The organism is Herbidospora sp. RD11066, assembly GCF_054661255.1.
Genome location: NZ_BAAGDO010000002.1, coordinates 946,869 through 961,273 on the forward strand (window position 1 = coordinate 946,869; position 14,405 = coordinate 961,273).

Sequence of the window (14,405 nt, forward strand, 5' to 3'; positions counted from 1 at the left end):
TTCAGGTGAGGAGCGGGGATCGTTCGACGAACCAGACGAGACCGGCCCCGGCGACGACGACGGCCGCCGCGACGGTCCCGAGCATGAAGACGCGGGCGGTGACCACCCTGCGGAGGAACAGCAGCGCCGGGAAGGCGACCGCGATGAGCAGCAGCTGGACGAGTTCGATGCCGACGTTGAAGGACAGCAGGTTGACCAGCGTCGACAGCGAGGCGGGCCCGTCGACGCTGAGCGCGCCCGCGAACCCGAGCCCGTGCATCAGCCCGAAGGCGAAGACCACGGGCAGCCGGTGGCTCGATTTGGGCGAGAGCAGGTTGTCGAGGGCGACGAAGGCGATCGACAGCGCGATGAGCGGCTCGACGATCCACCCGGGCACGCTGACCCAGCCGATCGCGGCCAGCACCAGCGTCACCGAGTGGGCGACCGTGAAGGCCGTCGCGACCTGGACGACGTCGCGCAGCCGCTTCGCGCCGAGCAGCAGCGCCAGCAGGAACAGCACGTGGTCGAGCCCGAAGAGCAGGTGCTCTCCCCCGAGCACGACGAAGGCCGGGACCCCGCTGAACAGGCCGCTCTCCCCCACGGTGACGCCGGTCCTTTCGGCGTCGAGCAGCGTGGAGCCGCGCAGGCCGTCGACGTCGTAGGCCACCATCGTGCGGATGTCGTCGACCACGCCGTCGGAGGCGCGGAAGATGTCGCTGCGGACGGTGAGCGCGCCCGACGCCGGGCACTCGTAGGCGAGCGCGACCCGCACCGCGCCGGAGTCGGCGAGTTCGACGCGGGCGCCGTCCTGCGGCGTGCAGGCGATCGAACTGCGGCTCAGCCTCAGCCCTTCGCCGACGTAGGCGGCCACGTCGGCCGTGTGCGCGTCGAGCGAGGCGCGCCGCACCTCGGCCGGCACCTCAGGGACGGCGCCGTCGGGGTCGGGGGTCGCGACCCCGTCGAGACCCAGCAGGCGGCCCAGGACGTCGTACTCCACGTCGACCACGGCCGCCACGCCGTCACCCTGGCCGCGCAGGTCGACCGCGACCGAGGTCGTCCGGACGTGCGCCTGCGCCGGAGCGGCGGTCAGGAGCAGGACGGCGAGAGCGGAGAGGAAGCCGAGTAGACGCACGTCTACAACCTCCAGTGATCGCTCCGCGGGGGGCAAGACGCGCGAATTCCTATTCATCGATCTTTCGGCCGGCGGTCACCGCCCCGACCCCAGGGTTTCCGGCCGGAAAGACCAGGGTCCCCAGATCACCGGGGCGCTCCCACACTGATCGCATGCGCTTACGTTCGACGTTGTCCCGCGTGTTCGCCGCGGTCACGGTCGCCGCCGCCGTCGTGCTCGTCCCGGCGGGCCCGGCGTCCGCCGGGATCTGGCAGCTCACCGACGGGTTCGAGCCCTCCACCAGTCCGGAGACCAGGTGGGGGGTGGACGGCGAGGGAACCTGCTGGGGGCCCTACTACACGAGCACGACGAGGTCCGCCCGCACCGGGACCGGATTCGCCCACTGGCGGGTCCTCTACCGCCCCGACTGGTGCTCGATCGGGCGCACCATCCAGCTCACGCCGGTACCCGGCCGCACGGGCGTCCGGTGTACGGCGGGCATCTGGGCGAAGCTCCGGGGCGGCGGTCCCCAGCTGAACGTCGAAGTCATCGACCCCAGCACATGGACGTACATCGCGCTGAAGTCGGTGCCGTATCCGGGCTGGACCGAGAGCTGGACCCTCCACACGGTGAGCTGGACCGCGCAACGTTCCGACGTCGTGCTCCGCTTCGCCCTGGGCGCCACGGACAACGGCCCCTACCCCGCCGAGATCGAACTGGACGACGCGATCGTCCAGTGCGCCTACTAGCTTCCGGTGATCACGCCGCAGGCGATGCGGGCCCCGGAGTCGCCGGCCTTCAGGGTCTCGGCGTCGGGACCGTGGACGCCCTGCGCGTTCTGGTAGCGGTCGGGGATGTTCGCCATGTTGTCGGCGAGCGCGTGGATCATGATGGAGCTGCCGTCGGCGTCGAGGAGCTGGGCCACCCTGAACCGGTCGGTGACCGATGAGGCGGTGCCGGTGCCGTCGTCGCCGACCAGCAGGTTGGGCAGGTCGCCGGTGTGGTGGTCGTGCGAGTGCCCGCCGACGTCGAAGTGCCCGCCCGCGCTGAAGAACGGGGTGCCCGACGCGGGGTCGATCGACTTGGGGTCGCAGACGCCCTTCGCGTGGACGTGGAAGCCGTGATATCCCGCCGGCAGGTCCTTCACGTTGACCGTGATCCTGGACTTGCCGGTCCCGGCGTCCTCCAGCTGGAACGTGCCGATCGTCTGGCCCGCGACGTTCTTGATCTCGGCACCGGCGGGCGCGCCGCCCCGCCCCAGCGCGAACGCCCCGAGCGCGGAGGCGCCGACCATGAGGACTCCCAGAGGGGCGACCAGACTCAGGCGCGCTTTGCGAAGCATTGATGGTCTCCCGATGTGGCGACTTATACCGATGACGTCGCCACTGAGATTCCCCTCGAATTACCCGCTTCCTCAATGCCGCAGGCAAAAGTTCGGCGGAGCCCTTCCCGGGAAGGAAGGGCTCCGCGTTATTCATTCGGGTCAGCCCGGCGGGAAGGCGCCGTTCTTGGCGACCGGCAGGGCGAGCTGGCTGGCGCCGGTCAGCACGACCTGCTCCTGCGGGAGCCCGGCCAGCACGGGGTTGATGTGCCGGATGACCAGTCCGACCTGAGGCGTGGCGGCGACGTTGATGTCGAACTTCTCCAGGTCGATCCAGCGGACGATGTTGAGGACCGAGTCGGGGATGACGTCACCGGCCTTCTGCACCGGCACGCAGAGCTGCCGGGCGTAGGTGACCTGGGCCGCGTGGTTCGGGATCAGCGGGACCAGGACCGGGTTGAGCTGCCGCAGGCCGATCTGGGCGCCGAGCGGGTTGTTCGGGGTGATGGCGTAGCACTTCAGGTCGATGTGCCGGACGAACGCCAGCACCTCGGACGGCGGCACCACGTTGTTCTTGATCACCGGCACGCAGAGTTGCTGCGGGACCGTCATCGTCACCTGGGTGCGCGCGGCGCCCTGGAACAGCGGGTTGAGGTGGCTGAGAACCAACCCGGTGCCCACGTTGAGGCCGGAGATGCGGTAACAGGCCAGGTCGATGTACCTGATGAAGTCGAGCGCGGGCGACGGCGGCTGCTGGTTGTTCTTGGCGACCGGGACGCACAGCTGCTCACGCGGGCCGAGCTGGACGGTCTCGATGGGCAGGTTCGCCAGCACCGGGTTGAGGTGACGCAGCGTCAGCGTGGTGGCCGGCGGCTGGTACTGGTTGGTCTTGTAGCACTCCAGGTCGAGGTACGCCGTCAGGTCCTTCGGGGTCGGCAGGGCGACCGCGGCGGTGGCGGGCGGCACGCAGAGGAATGCCAGTGCGAGGATGGCGGCTCCGGCGGAGGTGATACGCCGGAGCACCGATTTCCTTCGGTCCATTGCGGCTCCAGAATCGAGGGGTCAGGCCTCTTCGCCCCCGAGTGTGAGCCGCTCCGGACCTACTTTCAATTTGCCGTTCCAACTTTTTTCCGCGGCGAAATTCCGGACCGCCGGTCCGGCGATTTAACTTCGCGCGAAAAGCGCTTGTTAGCTGTTCAACAATTTAATTCTGGAGAAATTCAGGAACCGACCGGCTCCCAGCGGCCCGACTTCATCGACAGGTAGCAGGCGTCGATGATCCGGTTGACGACCACGCCGTCGTCGAAGGTCTCCAGCGGGGTCTCCCCCGCCCTGAAGGTGTCCACGAAGTGGCGCATCTGCTGCGAGAAGCCGTAGGCCCTGGTCTCCTCGGGCACCGGGTAGACCCAGCCGGTCTCCGCGTCGGCCTTCTCCACCAGATAGCCGACGGGCTGGGTGATGAAGCCCCAGACGGGCGTCGAGGCGGTGTCGGTGACCAGGCGGCCCGCGCTGCCGACGAACTCGTGGCGCAGCTGCATGCCGCCCTTCTCCACCCATGACGACTCGATCGAGGCGACCTGGCCGCCCGCGAACTTCAGCAGCGCGATGGCGGTGTCCTCGCCGGTGGTCTTGTCCTGGTGGGCGAGGGTGGCGCCCCAGGCGAAGACCTCGACGACGGGGTTGTCCTTGCCGAAGAAGTGGCGGGCCGACTCGACCGTGTGGCAGCCCATGTCCAGCAGCGCGCCGCCTCCGGCGGTCTCGGCGTCCCAGAAGTGGGGGGCGTGCGGGCCCGAGTGGCCCTCGCGGGCGCGCATCCACAGCACGTCGCCGATGCCGCCGGCCTGGACGATCTCGTGGGCCTTGGCGATGTTGGGCGAGAAGACCGAGCTCTCGGCGTAGCCGTGCCAGATCCCGGCCTCGGTGACCACGCGGAGGATCTCCTCGGCCTCGGGGCCGGTGCGCGCGAGCGGTTTGGTGCACACGACGCCCTTGCCCGCGGCGGCCACGAGGCGGACCGCCTCCAGGTGCACCTCGTTGGGCAGGGCCACCACGACGAGGTCCACTTCCGGGTCGTCGCAGAGATCCTTCATGGTCTCGTGTGGTCTCGTGTTGCGTCCCGGTCGGGCGGCGAAAGCGGCGGCCCTCTCGGGGGATCGGGAGTAGTGCGCGACGAGCTGCGCGCCCTTCACGTCGTCGAGTGCGTCGGCGTAACACTCACCGATAAACCCTGCACCGAGCAGGCCGACACCGATCATCTGGTCCTCCGGACGCGGTTCGCGGCGGCAAGGGGCACGCCGTGGTTCGAAAGGTAGCATCACCGTAAACCAAAGCAATACCTCTTGTTACCACCGCGTTCGCATGTGTACGCTGCCGCATCAGGCGCTGGCCTCCGGGGGAGCCACGCGATGACAACGATGACGAGAGGCAACCCCATGCATGCAATACGTGCATCCGTTGCGTTGGTCGCGGCAGCGGCTGCCGTCCTGACCTCGGCCTGCGCGCCGTCGGCGACACCGGTGACCACCACGGGCGGGACCACCGCCCCCTCCGCCGCCGCGGCGGGCGAGAAGGTCGTGCTGACGCTGGGAAGCTGGCGCACCGAGGACCTGGCCATGTGGGAGGACGAGATCCTCCCCGCCTTCGAGAAGACCCACCCGAATATCGACGTCAAGTTCGCCCCGACGAACACCAACGAGTACAACGCGGCGATCCAGTCGCAGGTGGACGGCGGCACCGGGCCCGACCTCATCACCTGCCGGCCCTACGACGTGAACCGCTCGTGGATCAAGAAGGGCTACTTCGAGAAGCTCGACGGCAAGCCGATGCTCGACGCGTTCGAGCCGCTCGCGCTCGACCCGTGGTCGGACGACGCGGGCAGCCGCTACTGCCTGCCCACGGCCGCCGTGCTGGCGGGCTTCTACTACAACAAGGACATCTTCGCCGAGCTCGGCCTCCAGGTGCCGACCACCCAGGAGGAGTTCCTGGCGGTGCTCAAGAAGATCAAGGACGACGGGAAGTACACCCCGCTCGCGGTCGGATCGTCGGAGTCGTGGCAGCTCGCCTACAACGGGCTCTACAGCATCGGCCCGGCCTACTGGAAGGGCGAGGAGGGCCGCCAGGGCCTGATCAAGGGCACCAAGAAGGTCACCGACCCCGACTTCCAGCAGGCCTTCGACGCGTTCGCCGCGTGGAAGCCGTACCTGCCGAAGGGGTTCGAGAGCCTCAAGTACCCGGACATGACGCAGCTGTTCACGCTCGGCAAGGCCGCGATCCTGCCCGACGGCTCCTGGAACATCAACCAGGTCGCCGTCGACGGCCTCAACGTGGGCGTCTTCGGCCCGCCGGCCGCCACCGCCGGAGGTGACCGCTACCTCCAGGAGATGCCCGACATGGCCATCGGCGTCAGCGCGGGCAGCAAGAACAAGGCCGCCGCCGAGGAGTTCCTGGCCTGGACCGCCACCCCCGAATTCCTGGACGTGTACGTCAACAAGGTGCCCGGCTTCTTCTCGATGGCCAAGACGCCCGTGACGTACACCAACCCGCTCGCGCAGAGCTTCGCCGACCTGAAGCAGGGCGCGAAGCTCACCCCGCGCCTGGGCCTCGACCGCCTCAGCGCCGGCACCCCGCCGTTCGACGACGAGGTGTGGCGGGTGCTCCAGCTCATGCTCAACGAGGACCTCAGTACGCAGAAGGCGACCGAGGAACTCCAGAAGGGCCTGGCGAGCTGGTACACGCCGCAGCAGTGAGCACCGTGCCGGGCCCACGTCACTGGGGCCCGGCACGTCTCTGCGATTCGAAAGGCACCCCTTGAACCGGGCCCACTACCGCTACTTCCTCGCGTTCACGCTGCCCGCGCTCGTGGTCTATGTGGTCTTCGCCGCGCTCCCGCTGGTGAACTCCATCTGGTACAGCCTGTACGACACCGACACGGGCGTCGCCAGGTTCGTCGGCCTGGAGAACTACGTCTACCTGTTCACCAACCCGACGACCAGCGAGCGTTTCTGGAACGCGCTGACCAACAACCTCGAGTTCTTCGCCATCCACCTGCTCGTGGAGGTGCCGCTCGGCCTGCTGCTGGCCGCGCTGCTCACCTCCGGCACGCTGCGCAGGTCGACCGGCCTCTACCGGACGTTGCTGTTCATCCCGACCACCCTGTCGGTGGTGATCGTCGGCTTCGTCTGGCGCCTGATCATCAACCCGCTGTGGGGCCTGGTCGACTTCCCGCTCCTCGGCGACGAGCGCACGGCGCTGCCGACCATCTCGCTGATGTCGGTCTGGCAGTACGTCGGCATCCCGATGATCTTCCTGTACGCCGCCCTGCTGGCCGTCCCCAACGACGTGCTGGAGGCCGCCAGGGTCGAGGGGTCCGGAGCCTGGTCGACGTTCTGGCGGATCAAGTTCCCGCTGATCGCGCCGCAGTTCGGGCTGATCGCGATCCTGACGTACATCTGGACCTTCAACGGCTTCGACCTGGTCTTCGCCCTGAACGGCTCGGCCCCCGGGCCCAACTACAGCACCGACATCCTCGGCACGCTGTTCTACCGCACCTTCTTCGGATCGAGCGGGCAACTCTCCGACCTCGACCTCGGCGCCACCGTGGCCAGCGTGATCTTCCTGATCATCCTGATCGTCACCGCCGCCTATTTCGGGCTGCTGCACCGCCGGCTCAGGAGCTACGAACTATGACGTCCCATCGCGACCGCGCGGGCGCGCTCGTGACGCACGGCCTGCTGATCTTCTTCGCGCTGCTGGCCGTCGCGCCGATCCTGGTGATCGTGGTCAACTCGTTCAAGACCACCCCGGGCATCTTCGGCGAGCCGTTCGCGCTGCCGAACGCCGACACCTTCAGCCTCGGCGGATACGAGCGGGTGTTCACGCGCGGGCAGTTCGTGACCAACTACCGCAACAGCCTCATCGTCACGGTCGGGGCCACGGTGGCCACGCTCGTGCTGGCGACGCTGGCGGCGTTCGCGCTGACGGAGTACAAGGTCCGGTTCGCGCCGCTCGTCGGCGGGTTCTTCGTGCTGGGCATCATGCTGCCGATCCGCCTGGGCACCGTGCCGATCATCAAGACGATGATCTCCTGGCAGCTCATGGACACCCTCGTCGCGCTGATCCTCGTCTACACGGCGATGAGCCTGCCGCTGGCGATCGCGCTGCTCATGACGTATTTCAAGGCGGTGCCCACGGCCGTCAAGGAGGCCGCGCGCATCGACGGCGCAGGTGAGCTGCGCACGCTGTCGATCGTGCTGCCGATGGTCCGGCCCGGTCTCGCGGCCGTCGCGTCGGTGACGATGCTGCCGATCTGGAACGACCTGTGGTTCCCGCTGATCCTGGCGCCGAGCCGGGAGAACCAGACGGTGACGCTCGGCGTGCAGCAGTTCGTGGGGCAGTTCCTCAACGACTATCCGGCGCTGCTCGGCGCGCTGACGCTGGGCGCGGTGCCGCTGATCGTGCTGTTCGTGGTGTTCTCGCGGCAGTTCGTCCAAGGCCTGAGCGCGGGCATCGGCAAGTGAGGACCCCAGTGGTCGACGTGTCAGCGCTGGAACGACGTGCGCAACCGGTAGCGGTCTCCCCGGTAGCAGACCATCGAGGAGAACAGCGGCGCGTCGGCCGCGCTGAACACGAGCTGGCGCATCACCAGCACCGGCTTGCCCACCTCCAGTTGGAGGTGACCGGCCAGGTAGTCGTCGGCCTCGCGGGCCTCGATGGTGGCGTTGGCCTTGACCGGGGCCAGGCCCACGGCGGCGATCTGCTCGTAGAGCGAACCGGCGGAGAAGTCGAGGTCGGCGAAGCCGGGCACCAGCGCGGCCGGGACCTGGGTCAGGTCGACCGCGGTCGGCACGCCGTTGAGCAGGCGCACCCGCTCCAGCGTGAACAGCGGGGTGCCGGGCGCGATGGAGAGCTGCTCGGCCTCGTCGAGATTGGCCGGCACCACGTCGTGGCGCAGCACGGTCGAGCTGGGGGTCAGGCCCATCTGGCGGGCGGTCTCGGTGAACGACTCGAGGCTGTTGGGCCACTCGCGCGCGGGCGCTCCGGCGCTCGGCGCGACGTACCAGCCACGCCCGTGGGAGGGGCTGAGGATGCCCTCTTCGACGAGGGTGCGCAGCGCCTTGCGCAGGGTGACGCGGCTGATGCCGAGCCGCTCGCACAGCTCGCGCTCGGGAGGGAGCCGGCCGCCCGGCCGCAGCACCCCGGCGCCGAGCTGGTCTTTGATGAGGTTCACCGCCTGGATCCACAGCGGCTCGGGGTGATCGGCGTGGATCGACGTCGGTGTCGGGGCGTTCACGCTCGCATTATCGCGGAACCACCCTCCGATATGCAAACCACAGAAGACCAGATGAGTCCTGGTTTATCCCGGTCAGAATTTCGGACGAACGCGTAGACAAGGGCGGAAACAGGCAGGTCGGCCTGCCTTTTCGGCCGCCCGAATCGAAACATTCACGACAGTACTGGTATGGCGTGGTCTATATTTTGGTACTACTCTGGTTATGAGAGGAGTCATCGTGAGGGATAACAGCACACTCCGCGCCGAGGAGATATCGGCGGCGCGCGAGATCCTCGTCCGCGAGGGCCTGCTGAACGAGACGACCCACGTGTCGTACCTGGGCCTGAAGGAGCGGGACAAGCGTGGTCCTGTGAAAGCGAGGACCTTGCGCGCGATGCTCGTCGACATGGCCGACGGCCGCTCCCACGACGTGGTGGTGTGCCCTTCTTCGGCGGAACTCGTGTCGAAGGTCGAACTCGATCCGGCCGTGGACGGCCAGGTGCCGGTCATCATGCTCGAGTTCGCGATGGTCGAGGCGATCGTGCACGCCGACGAGCGCTGGCTGGAGGCCATGCGGCGCCGTGGCCTCACCGACCTGTCGAAGCTGCGCGTGCAACCGCTGTCGGCGGGCCGGGCGATGACCGAGGACGAGCAGGGCCGCCGCCTCCAGCGCACCCTGACCTTCCTCCAGAAGGACGAGCACGACCTGCCCTGGGCCCACCCGGTCGACGGCGTCGTCGCCTATGTCGACGTGATCGCGAAGACCGTCGTCGACGTACTGGACAACGCGATCCTGGACGTCCCCCAGGAGGACGGCAACTTCCACCTCGCCGATTTCAACGGACCTCTGCGTGAGGGCCTGAAGCCGATCGAGATCACCCAGCCGCACGGCCCCAGCTTCACCATCGACGACGACCACGTGCTCGACTGGCTCGGCTGGAAGGTGCAGGTCTGCTTCGACTCGCGCGAGGGCCTGGTGCTGCGCGACCTGTCGATCAACGACCGCACGGTCGTCGACCGCGCCTCGATCGCCGAGATGGTCGTCCCGTACGCCGACCCCAGCCCCCAGCGCTGGTTCCAGACCTTCTTCGACGGCGGCGAGTACCTGCTCGGCAACTTCGCCAACTCCCTCAAGCTCGGCTGCGACTGCCTCGGCGAGATCACCTACCTCGACGCCGTGGTCGCCGACAACGCCGGCAACCCGCGCGTGATCCCCCAGGCGATCTGCATCCACGAAGAGGACGCCGGGGTGCTGTGGAAGCACACCAGCCACTTCACCAATTCCAGCGAGGTGCGCCGCAACCGCCGCCTGGTGATCTCCTTCTTCGTCACGGTCGGCAACTACGATTACGGCTTCTACTGGTACCTCTACCTCGACGGCACGATCGAGCTGGAGGTGAAGGCCACCGGGGTGGTCTTCACCTCGGGCCACCCGAACCCGGGCGGCGACTACGCCTACGCCACCGAGGTCGCCCCCGGACTGGGCGCCCCGCACCACCAGCACCTCTTCAGCGCCCGCCTGGAGATGGCCGTCGACGGCCCCGCCAACTACGTCGAGGAGATCGACGCCGTCGCGGTGCCGCGCGGGCCGGAGAACCCGACCGGCACCGGCATCACCCAGCGGATCACCCGCCTCCGCAAGGAGAGCGACGCCCCCCGCCTCGCCGACGGCCGCAGCGGCCGGGTCTGGCGCGTGGGCAACCCCGAGGTCCAGAACAGGCTCGGCAGGGACGTCGCCTACGTGCTGCACCCGGAGGGCATGCCCGTGCTGCTCGCCGACACCGAATCGGACCTGTACTCGCGGGCGGTGTTCGCGAGCGGCCACCTGTGGGTCACCGCCTACGACCCCGACGAGCTCTATCCGGCCGGTGACCTGGTCAACCAGCATCCGGGCGGGGCGGGGATGCCCGCCTGGGTCGCCGCCGACCGCGACATCGACGGCGCGCCGATCGTGCTCTGGCACACCTTCGGCATGACGCACTTCCCGCGCCCGGAGGACTGGCCGGTCATGCCGGTGGACACCACCGGTTTCAAGCTCAAGCCATCCGGCTTCTTCGGCCGCAACCCGACGCTGGACATCCCGGCGTCCGGCGGCGCCACGCACTGCCACTCGTGATTCATCGATATCTGGGGAAGACATGTCAACGCCGAAAGAAGGTCACATCTCCTTCGCCTCCGCGCGAGCCGGTCAGGCCGACGCGCTGCGGGCCGCGATCGAGCGGCTGAGCAGGGACGTCACGGTCCGGCAGGCCGAGGGCTGGTTCCGGGGAGACGGCCCGATCTTCGTCGCCATCGGGGCCAGCCACGCCGCGGCCTGCGCGCCGGTGTGGACCCTGCGCGACCGGGGGGTGCACTCCTGGCGGCTGAGCGCGGGCGACCACCCGCTGCCGTTCCCGCGCAGCGTCCACCCGCTGGTCGCGGTGTCGCAGAGCGGGCGCAGCGCCGAGACGCTGGCCGTGCTGGGCACCGTCGACCCCGAACTCCGGTACGCCGTCACCAACGCCGCCCCCTCGCCGATCTCCGACCTGGCCGGGCGCGGGGTGTCGCTGGGCGGGATCCCCGACAGCTACGCCTCGACGATCGGCTACACCGCGACCGTCGTGGCCCTCGGGATGATCGCCGAAGCCTGGGACGGCGGGACCGTCGACCCCTCGTGGCACCTGCTGGCCGATCACGTCGACGCGCTGGAGAGCGCGCTGGCCGACCGGGCCGAGGCGCTGGCGGCGCCCTTCGCCGCGGCGCGGGCCGGTGACTTCGTGGGCGGCGGGCCCTCCGCCGGTTCGGCCGAGGCGGGGGCGCTGCTGTTCCGCGAGACCGTACGGCTCCCGGCGGCGGCGATGAGCACCCGCCAGTACCTGCACGGCGCGATGGAGTCGGCGGGCGACACCGTGCACGTGCTGTTCGGCGACGACCGCGAGATCACCCTCGCCCACACGCTGGCCTCGGCCGACCACCCGGTGATCCTGGTGACCTCGGCCGACGTCGAGCCCGGCCCCTCGTTGCAGGTGGTGCGGCTGCCGCAGGTCTCGCCGAGCCAGCGGGCGGTGCTGGAGGCGTTCGTCCTCCAGGCGCTCGTGGCCAGGACGGCCGACGACGCCGGCATCGACATCGAGGAGTTCGTGTTCGACAACACCGACACCAAGGTCGGGGCCGCGCTGTGACGGTACTCGTCGGCCTGGACATCGGCGGGACCAAGACCCACGTGCGGTTCGAGACCCTCGACGGCCGGGTGGTGGCCGACGTGGTCGACCCGACCGACACGTGGTCGGCCGCGCCCGTGGAGTCGGCGGCCCGCTGGATCGCCGGCCTGGTCGGCCGTCACCGCCCCGAGGGTGCCACGCTCGGGGCGATCGCGGTGGGCGCGCAGGGCTGCGACGACGAGCACCACTGCGCCGAACTGTCGCACGCGCTGTCGTCGGTCGCCGGGGTCCCGTCGGCGGTCACCAACGACGCCGCGCTACTGGTCCCGGCGGCCGGGCTGACCTCGGGCATCGGCGTCATCTCCGGCACCGGCTCGATCGCCGTGGCGGTGCGCCCGGACGGCGGGCTGATGTTCGCCGGCGGCTGGGGTTGGGTCATCGGTGACGAGGGCAGTGCGCCCGCCCTCGTCAGGGAGGCCACGCGGGCCGCGCTGACCAGGAACGACACCGGCGACGGTTCCGACGTGCTGCTGGCGCTGCTGGTCGAGGCGTTCGGGGTGCCCGACGCGGTCGGGCTCGCCCGCAGCGTCAACGACCTCCCGACCGCCGAGCACTGGGCCCCGAAGGCCCCGGCCGTCTTCGAAGCCGCCGCCCGGGGTTCCGCCGACGCCCGCGCGACGATCCGGGCGGGCGCCGAGAGCCTCGCGTCCCTGGTCGGCGTGCTGGCCGCCAGGGGCGCGGGCGTCACCGACGTGGTCGCGGCGGGCGGGGTCATGACCGGCCAGCCCGATCTCTTCTCGGCCTTCCGGGACGCGGTCGTCCGCGACCGTCCCGGACTGACCGTGCACCTGCTCAGCGAACCCCCCGTCACCGGCGCGATCGCACTCGCCCGGCGTCTCCGACCTGAGGAGCGGACATGATCTCCACCGACAAATCGACCGGCGAGACCCTGGGCACCGTCACCGAGTCGACGGTCTCCGACGTCGACGCCGCGGTCAGACGGGCCGCCGCCGCGCAGCCCGGGTGGGCCGAGCTGCCGTACACCGAACGCGCCGCCGCGCTGCGCGGCGCCGCCGCGAAGCTGGAGGCCAAGGCCGCGACGGTACGCGACCTGATCGTCCGCGAGACCGGCTGCATCCCCGGCAAGGCCGACTACGAGATCGGCGCCGCCATCGGTGAGCTGCACGCCGCCGCCGCGCTGGCCGCCCGGCCGACCGGCGAGGTGCTGCCGTCCAACCACGCGGGCCGGTTCAGCCTGGCCGAGCGGCTGCCCCTCGGCGTGGTCGCCGCGATCACGCCGTGGAACTTCCCGCTGGTCCTGGGCATGCGGGTGGTCGCGCCCGCGCTCGCCCTGGGCAACGCGGTCGTGCTGAAGCCGTCGCCGGAGACCCCGCTGAGCGGCGGCGCGCTGTTCGCCGAACTGTTCGACGGCGACGTGCTCCAGGTCGTGCAGGGCGGGCCCGAGGTCGGCGAACGCCTCGTCACCCACCCCGACACCGCGATGGTGCACTTCACCGGCTCGACCGCCGTCGGCCGGGCCATCGCCGCGCAGGCGGGCGGGCTGCTGAAGAAGGTGTCGCTGGAGCTCGGCGGCAACAACGCCCTGGTCGTGCTCGACGACGCCGACCTGGAGCAGGCCGCGATGATCGGGGCCTGGTCGAGCTTCCACTACCAGGGCCAGACCTGCATCACGGCCGGGCGCCACATCGTCCAGGCGGGCATCGCCGACGCCTACGTCGCCGAGCTGACCCGGCGGGCGGCGGCCATCAAGGTCGGCGACCCCTTCACCGGCGCGGTCGGCCTCGGCCCGATGATCAACGAACGCCAGTTCACCCGGGCCGCCGGCATGCTGGCCGAGGCCGTGGCGGCGGGCGCGTCGGTGCTCACCGGCGGTCCCGATGAGGCCCCGTTCTTCCGGCCCGCGGTCGTGACCTCGGTCGACGAGGGCATGCGGCTCTGGCGCGAGGAGATCTTCGCCCCGGTCGCCCCCGTGCTGGTCGTCGCCGACGAGGAGGAGGCGGTCCGGGTCGTCAACGACACCGAATACGGGCTGGTCAACTCGGTCGTGACCGCCGACCTGCGACGCGGCCTGGCGGTCGCCCGGAGGTTGCGCGGCGGCATGGTCCACGTCAACGACGCGACCCCGCAGGACGAGGCGGGCGTGCCGTTCGGCGGCGTCGGCCAGTCGGGGCTCGGCGGGCGTTCGGGCGGTGACGACAACCTGGAGGAGTTCACCACCCGCCGCTGGCTGACCACGACCGACCTGCCGGTGCACTACCCCTACTGATCGTCGGGGCGCGGGGCCGGGAGGGACCCCGGCCCCGCGTCTCCGATCAGGTCGTCGGCGAAGGCGGCGACGTCGGGGCCGATGAGCTCCGTCACTCCCCGGCCGGAGGCCGCGCCCTCCTCGAAGAACTCGAGGATCCCCCCGAGCGGCCGCCCGTCTTCCAGGTCGATCGCGCCGACCTTGAAGTAGTAGCGCTGGATCTCGTTGTAGACGATCTGGTAGTCGGGCGGCAGCGCCTTGATCCGGGCGACGTGCGCCCGCCACTGTCTCTTGCCGTCGATGATGTCGCGGATGCCCAT

General features: G+C 69.9%; 14 protein-coding genes. 8 read left to right on the top strand and 6 right to left on the bottom strand.

Going from position 1 to position 14,405, the window contains the following annotated elements; all coding sequences use genetic code 11:
* Window position 1: 1 nt before the first annotated feature.
* The gene (locus ACYQ78_RS10080) at window positions 2-1,111 is read right to left on the bottom strand and encodes a HupE/UreJ family protein (RefSeq protein ID WP_459800487.1); all 1,110 of its coding nucleotides are present in this window, start codon (window positions 1,109-1,111) and stop codon (window positions 2-4) included.
* Window positions 1,112-1,263: 152 nt separating this feature from the next.
* Between ACYQ78_RS10080 and ACYQ78_RS10085 the strand changes: the two genes are divergently transcribed.
* Complete coding sequence (locus ACYQ78_RS10085; RefSeq protein WP_459800488.1) at window positions 1,264-1,839, top strand: hypothetical protein; 576 nt, start codon at window positions 1,264-1,266, stop codon at window positions 1,837-1,839.
* Here the strand turns inward: ACYQ78_RS10085 and ACYQ78_RS10090 are convergent.
* The 3 genes from ACYQ78_RS10090 to ACYQ78_RS10100 all read right to left on the bottom strand — a co-directional run bounded on the left by ACYQ78_RS10090 (window position 1,836) and on the right by ACYQ78_RS10100 (window position 4,666).
* Entirely contained in the window at window positions 1,836-2,432 is a 597-nt protein-coding gene (locus tag ACYQ78_RS10090; RefSeq protein WP_459800489.1) for a superoxide dismutase family protein, read from the bottom strand. The genes ACYQ78_RS10085 and ACYQ78_RS10090 overlap by 4 nt on opposite strands.
* Before the next feature lie 141 nt (window positions 2,433-2,573).
* Entirely contained in the window at window positions 2,574-3,434 is an 861-nt protein-coding gene (locus ACYQ78_RS10095) for a hypothetical protein (protein ID WP_459800490.1), read from the bottom strand.
* 197 nt (window positions 3,435-3,631) lie between these two features.
* Window positions 3,632-4,666, bottom strand: a complete 1,035-nt coding sequence (locus ACYQ78_RS10100; RefSeq protein WP_459800491.1) for a Gfo/Idh/MocA family protein — start codon at window positions 4,664-4,666, stop codon at window positions 3,632-3,634.
* 204 nt (window positions 4,667-4,870) lie between these two features.
* On the opposite strand from ACYQ78_RS10100, the gene ACYQ78_RS10105 reads away from it, so the two are divergent.
* The 3 genes from ACYQ78_RS10105 to ACYQ78_RS10115 all read left to right on the top strand — a co-directional run bounded on the left by ACYQ78_RS10105 (window position 4,871) and on the right by ACYQ78_RS10115 (window position 7,927).
* Window positions 4,871-6,157, top strand: coding sequence for an ABC transporter substrate-binding protein (locus tag ACYQ78_RS10105; RefSeq protein ID WP_459800492.1), 1,287 nt, complete (start codon window positions 4,871-4,873; stop codon window positions 6,155-6,157).
* Window positions 6,158-6,218: 61 nt separating this feature from the next.
* Window positions 6,219-7,097: a carbohydrate ABC transporter permease gene (locus ACYQ78_RS10110; protein WP_459800493.1), complete on the top strand. Its 879-nt coding sequence runs from the start codon at window positions 6,219-6,221 to the stop codon at window positions 7,095-7,097.
* Complete coding sequence (locus tag ACYQ78_RS10115) at window positions 7,094-7,927, top strand: carbohydrate ABC transporter permease (protein ID WP_459800494.1); 834 nt, start codon at window positions 7,094-7,096, stop codon at window positions 7,925-7,927. Before ACYQ78_RS10110 ends, ACYQ78_RS10115 begins: the two co-directional genes overlap by 4 nt.
* Before the next feature lie 20 nt (window positions 7,928-7,947).
* Here ACYQ78_RS10115 and ACYQ78_RS10120 read toward each other — a convergent pair whose 3' ends face one another.
* Complete coding sequence (locus tag ACYQ78_RS10120) at window positions 7,948-8,700, bottom strand: GntR family transcriptional regulator (RefSeq protein ID WP_459800495.1); 753 nt, start codon at window positions 8,698-8,700, stop codon at window positions 7,948-7,950.
* A 217-nt stretch (window positions 8,701-8,917) separates the two neighbouring features.
* Here ACYQ78_RS10120 and ACYQ78_RS10125 point away from each other — a divergent pair, with 217 nt between their 5' ends.
* From ACYQ78_RS10125 to ACYQ78_RS10140, 4 genes are read left to right on the top strand one after another with little or no spacing between them, the layout of a single operon-like run.
* Entirely contained in the window at window positions 8,918-10,795 is a 1,878-nt protein-coding gene (locus ACYQ78_RS10125) for a primary-amine oxidase (RefSeq protein ID WP_459800496.1), read from the top strand.
* A gap of 22 nt (window positions 10,796-10,817) precedes the next feature.
* On the top strand, window positions 10,818-11,840 hold the full coding sequence (locus tag ACYQ78_RS10130) for an SIS domain-containing protein (protein WP_459800497.1): 1,023 nt from the start codon (window positions 10,818-10,820) through the stop codon (window positions 11,838-11,840).
* Complete coding sequence (locus ACYQ78_RS10135; RefSeq protein ID WP_459800498.1) at window positions 11,837-12,739, top strand: BadF/BadG/BcrA/BcrD ATPase family protein; 903 nt, start codon at window positions 11,837-11,839, stop codon at window positions 12,737-12,739. The genes ACYQ78_RS10130 and ACYQ78_RS10135 overlap by 4 nt, the downstream gene beginning before the upstream one ends.
* The gene (locus ACYQ78_RS10140; RefSeq protein ID WP_459800499.1) at window positions 12,736-14,106 is read left to right on the top strand and encodes an aldehyde dehydrogenase family protein; all 1,371 of its coding nucleotides are present in this window, start codon (window positions 12,736-12,738) and stop codon (window positions 14,104-14,106) included. Before ACYQ78_RS10135 ends, ACYQ78_RS10140 begins: the two co-directional genes overlap by 4 nt.
* Here ACYQ78_RS10140 and ACYQ78_RS10145 read toward each other — a convergent pair.
* The gene (locus ACYQ78_RS10145; protein WP_459800500.1) at window positions 14,100-14,405 is read right to left on the bottom strand and encodes a DUF1048 domain-containing protein; all 306 of its coding nucleotides are present in this window, start codon (window positions 14,403-14,405) and stop codon (window positions 14,100-14,102) included. The two genes, ACYQ78_RS10140 and ACYQ78_RS10145, sit on opposite strands and share 7 nt — an antisense overlap.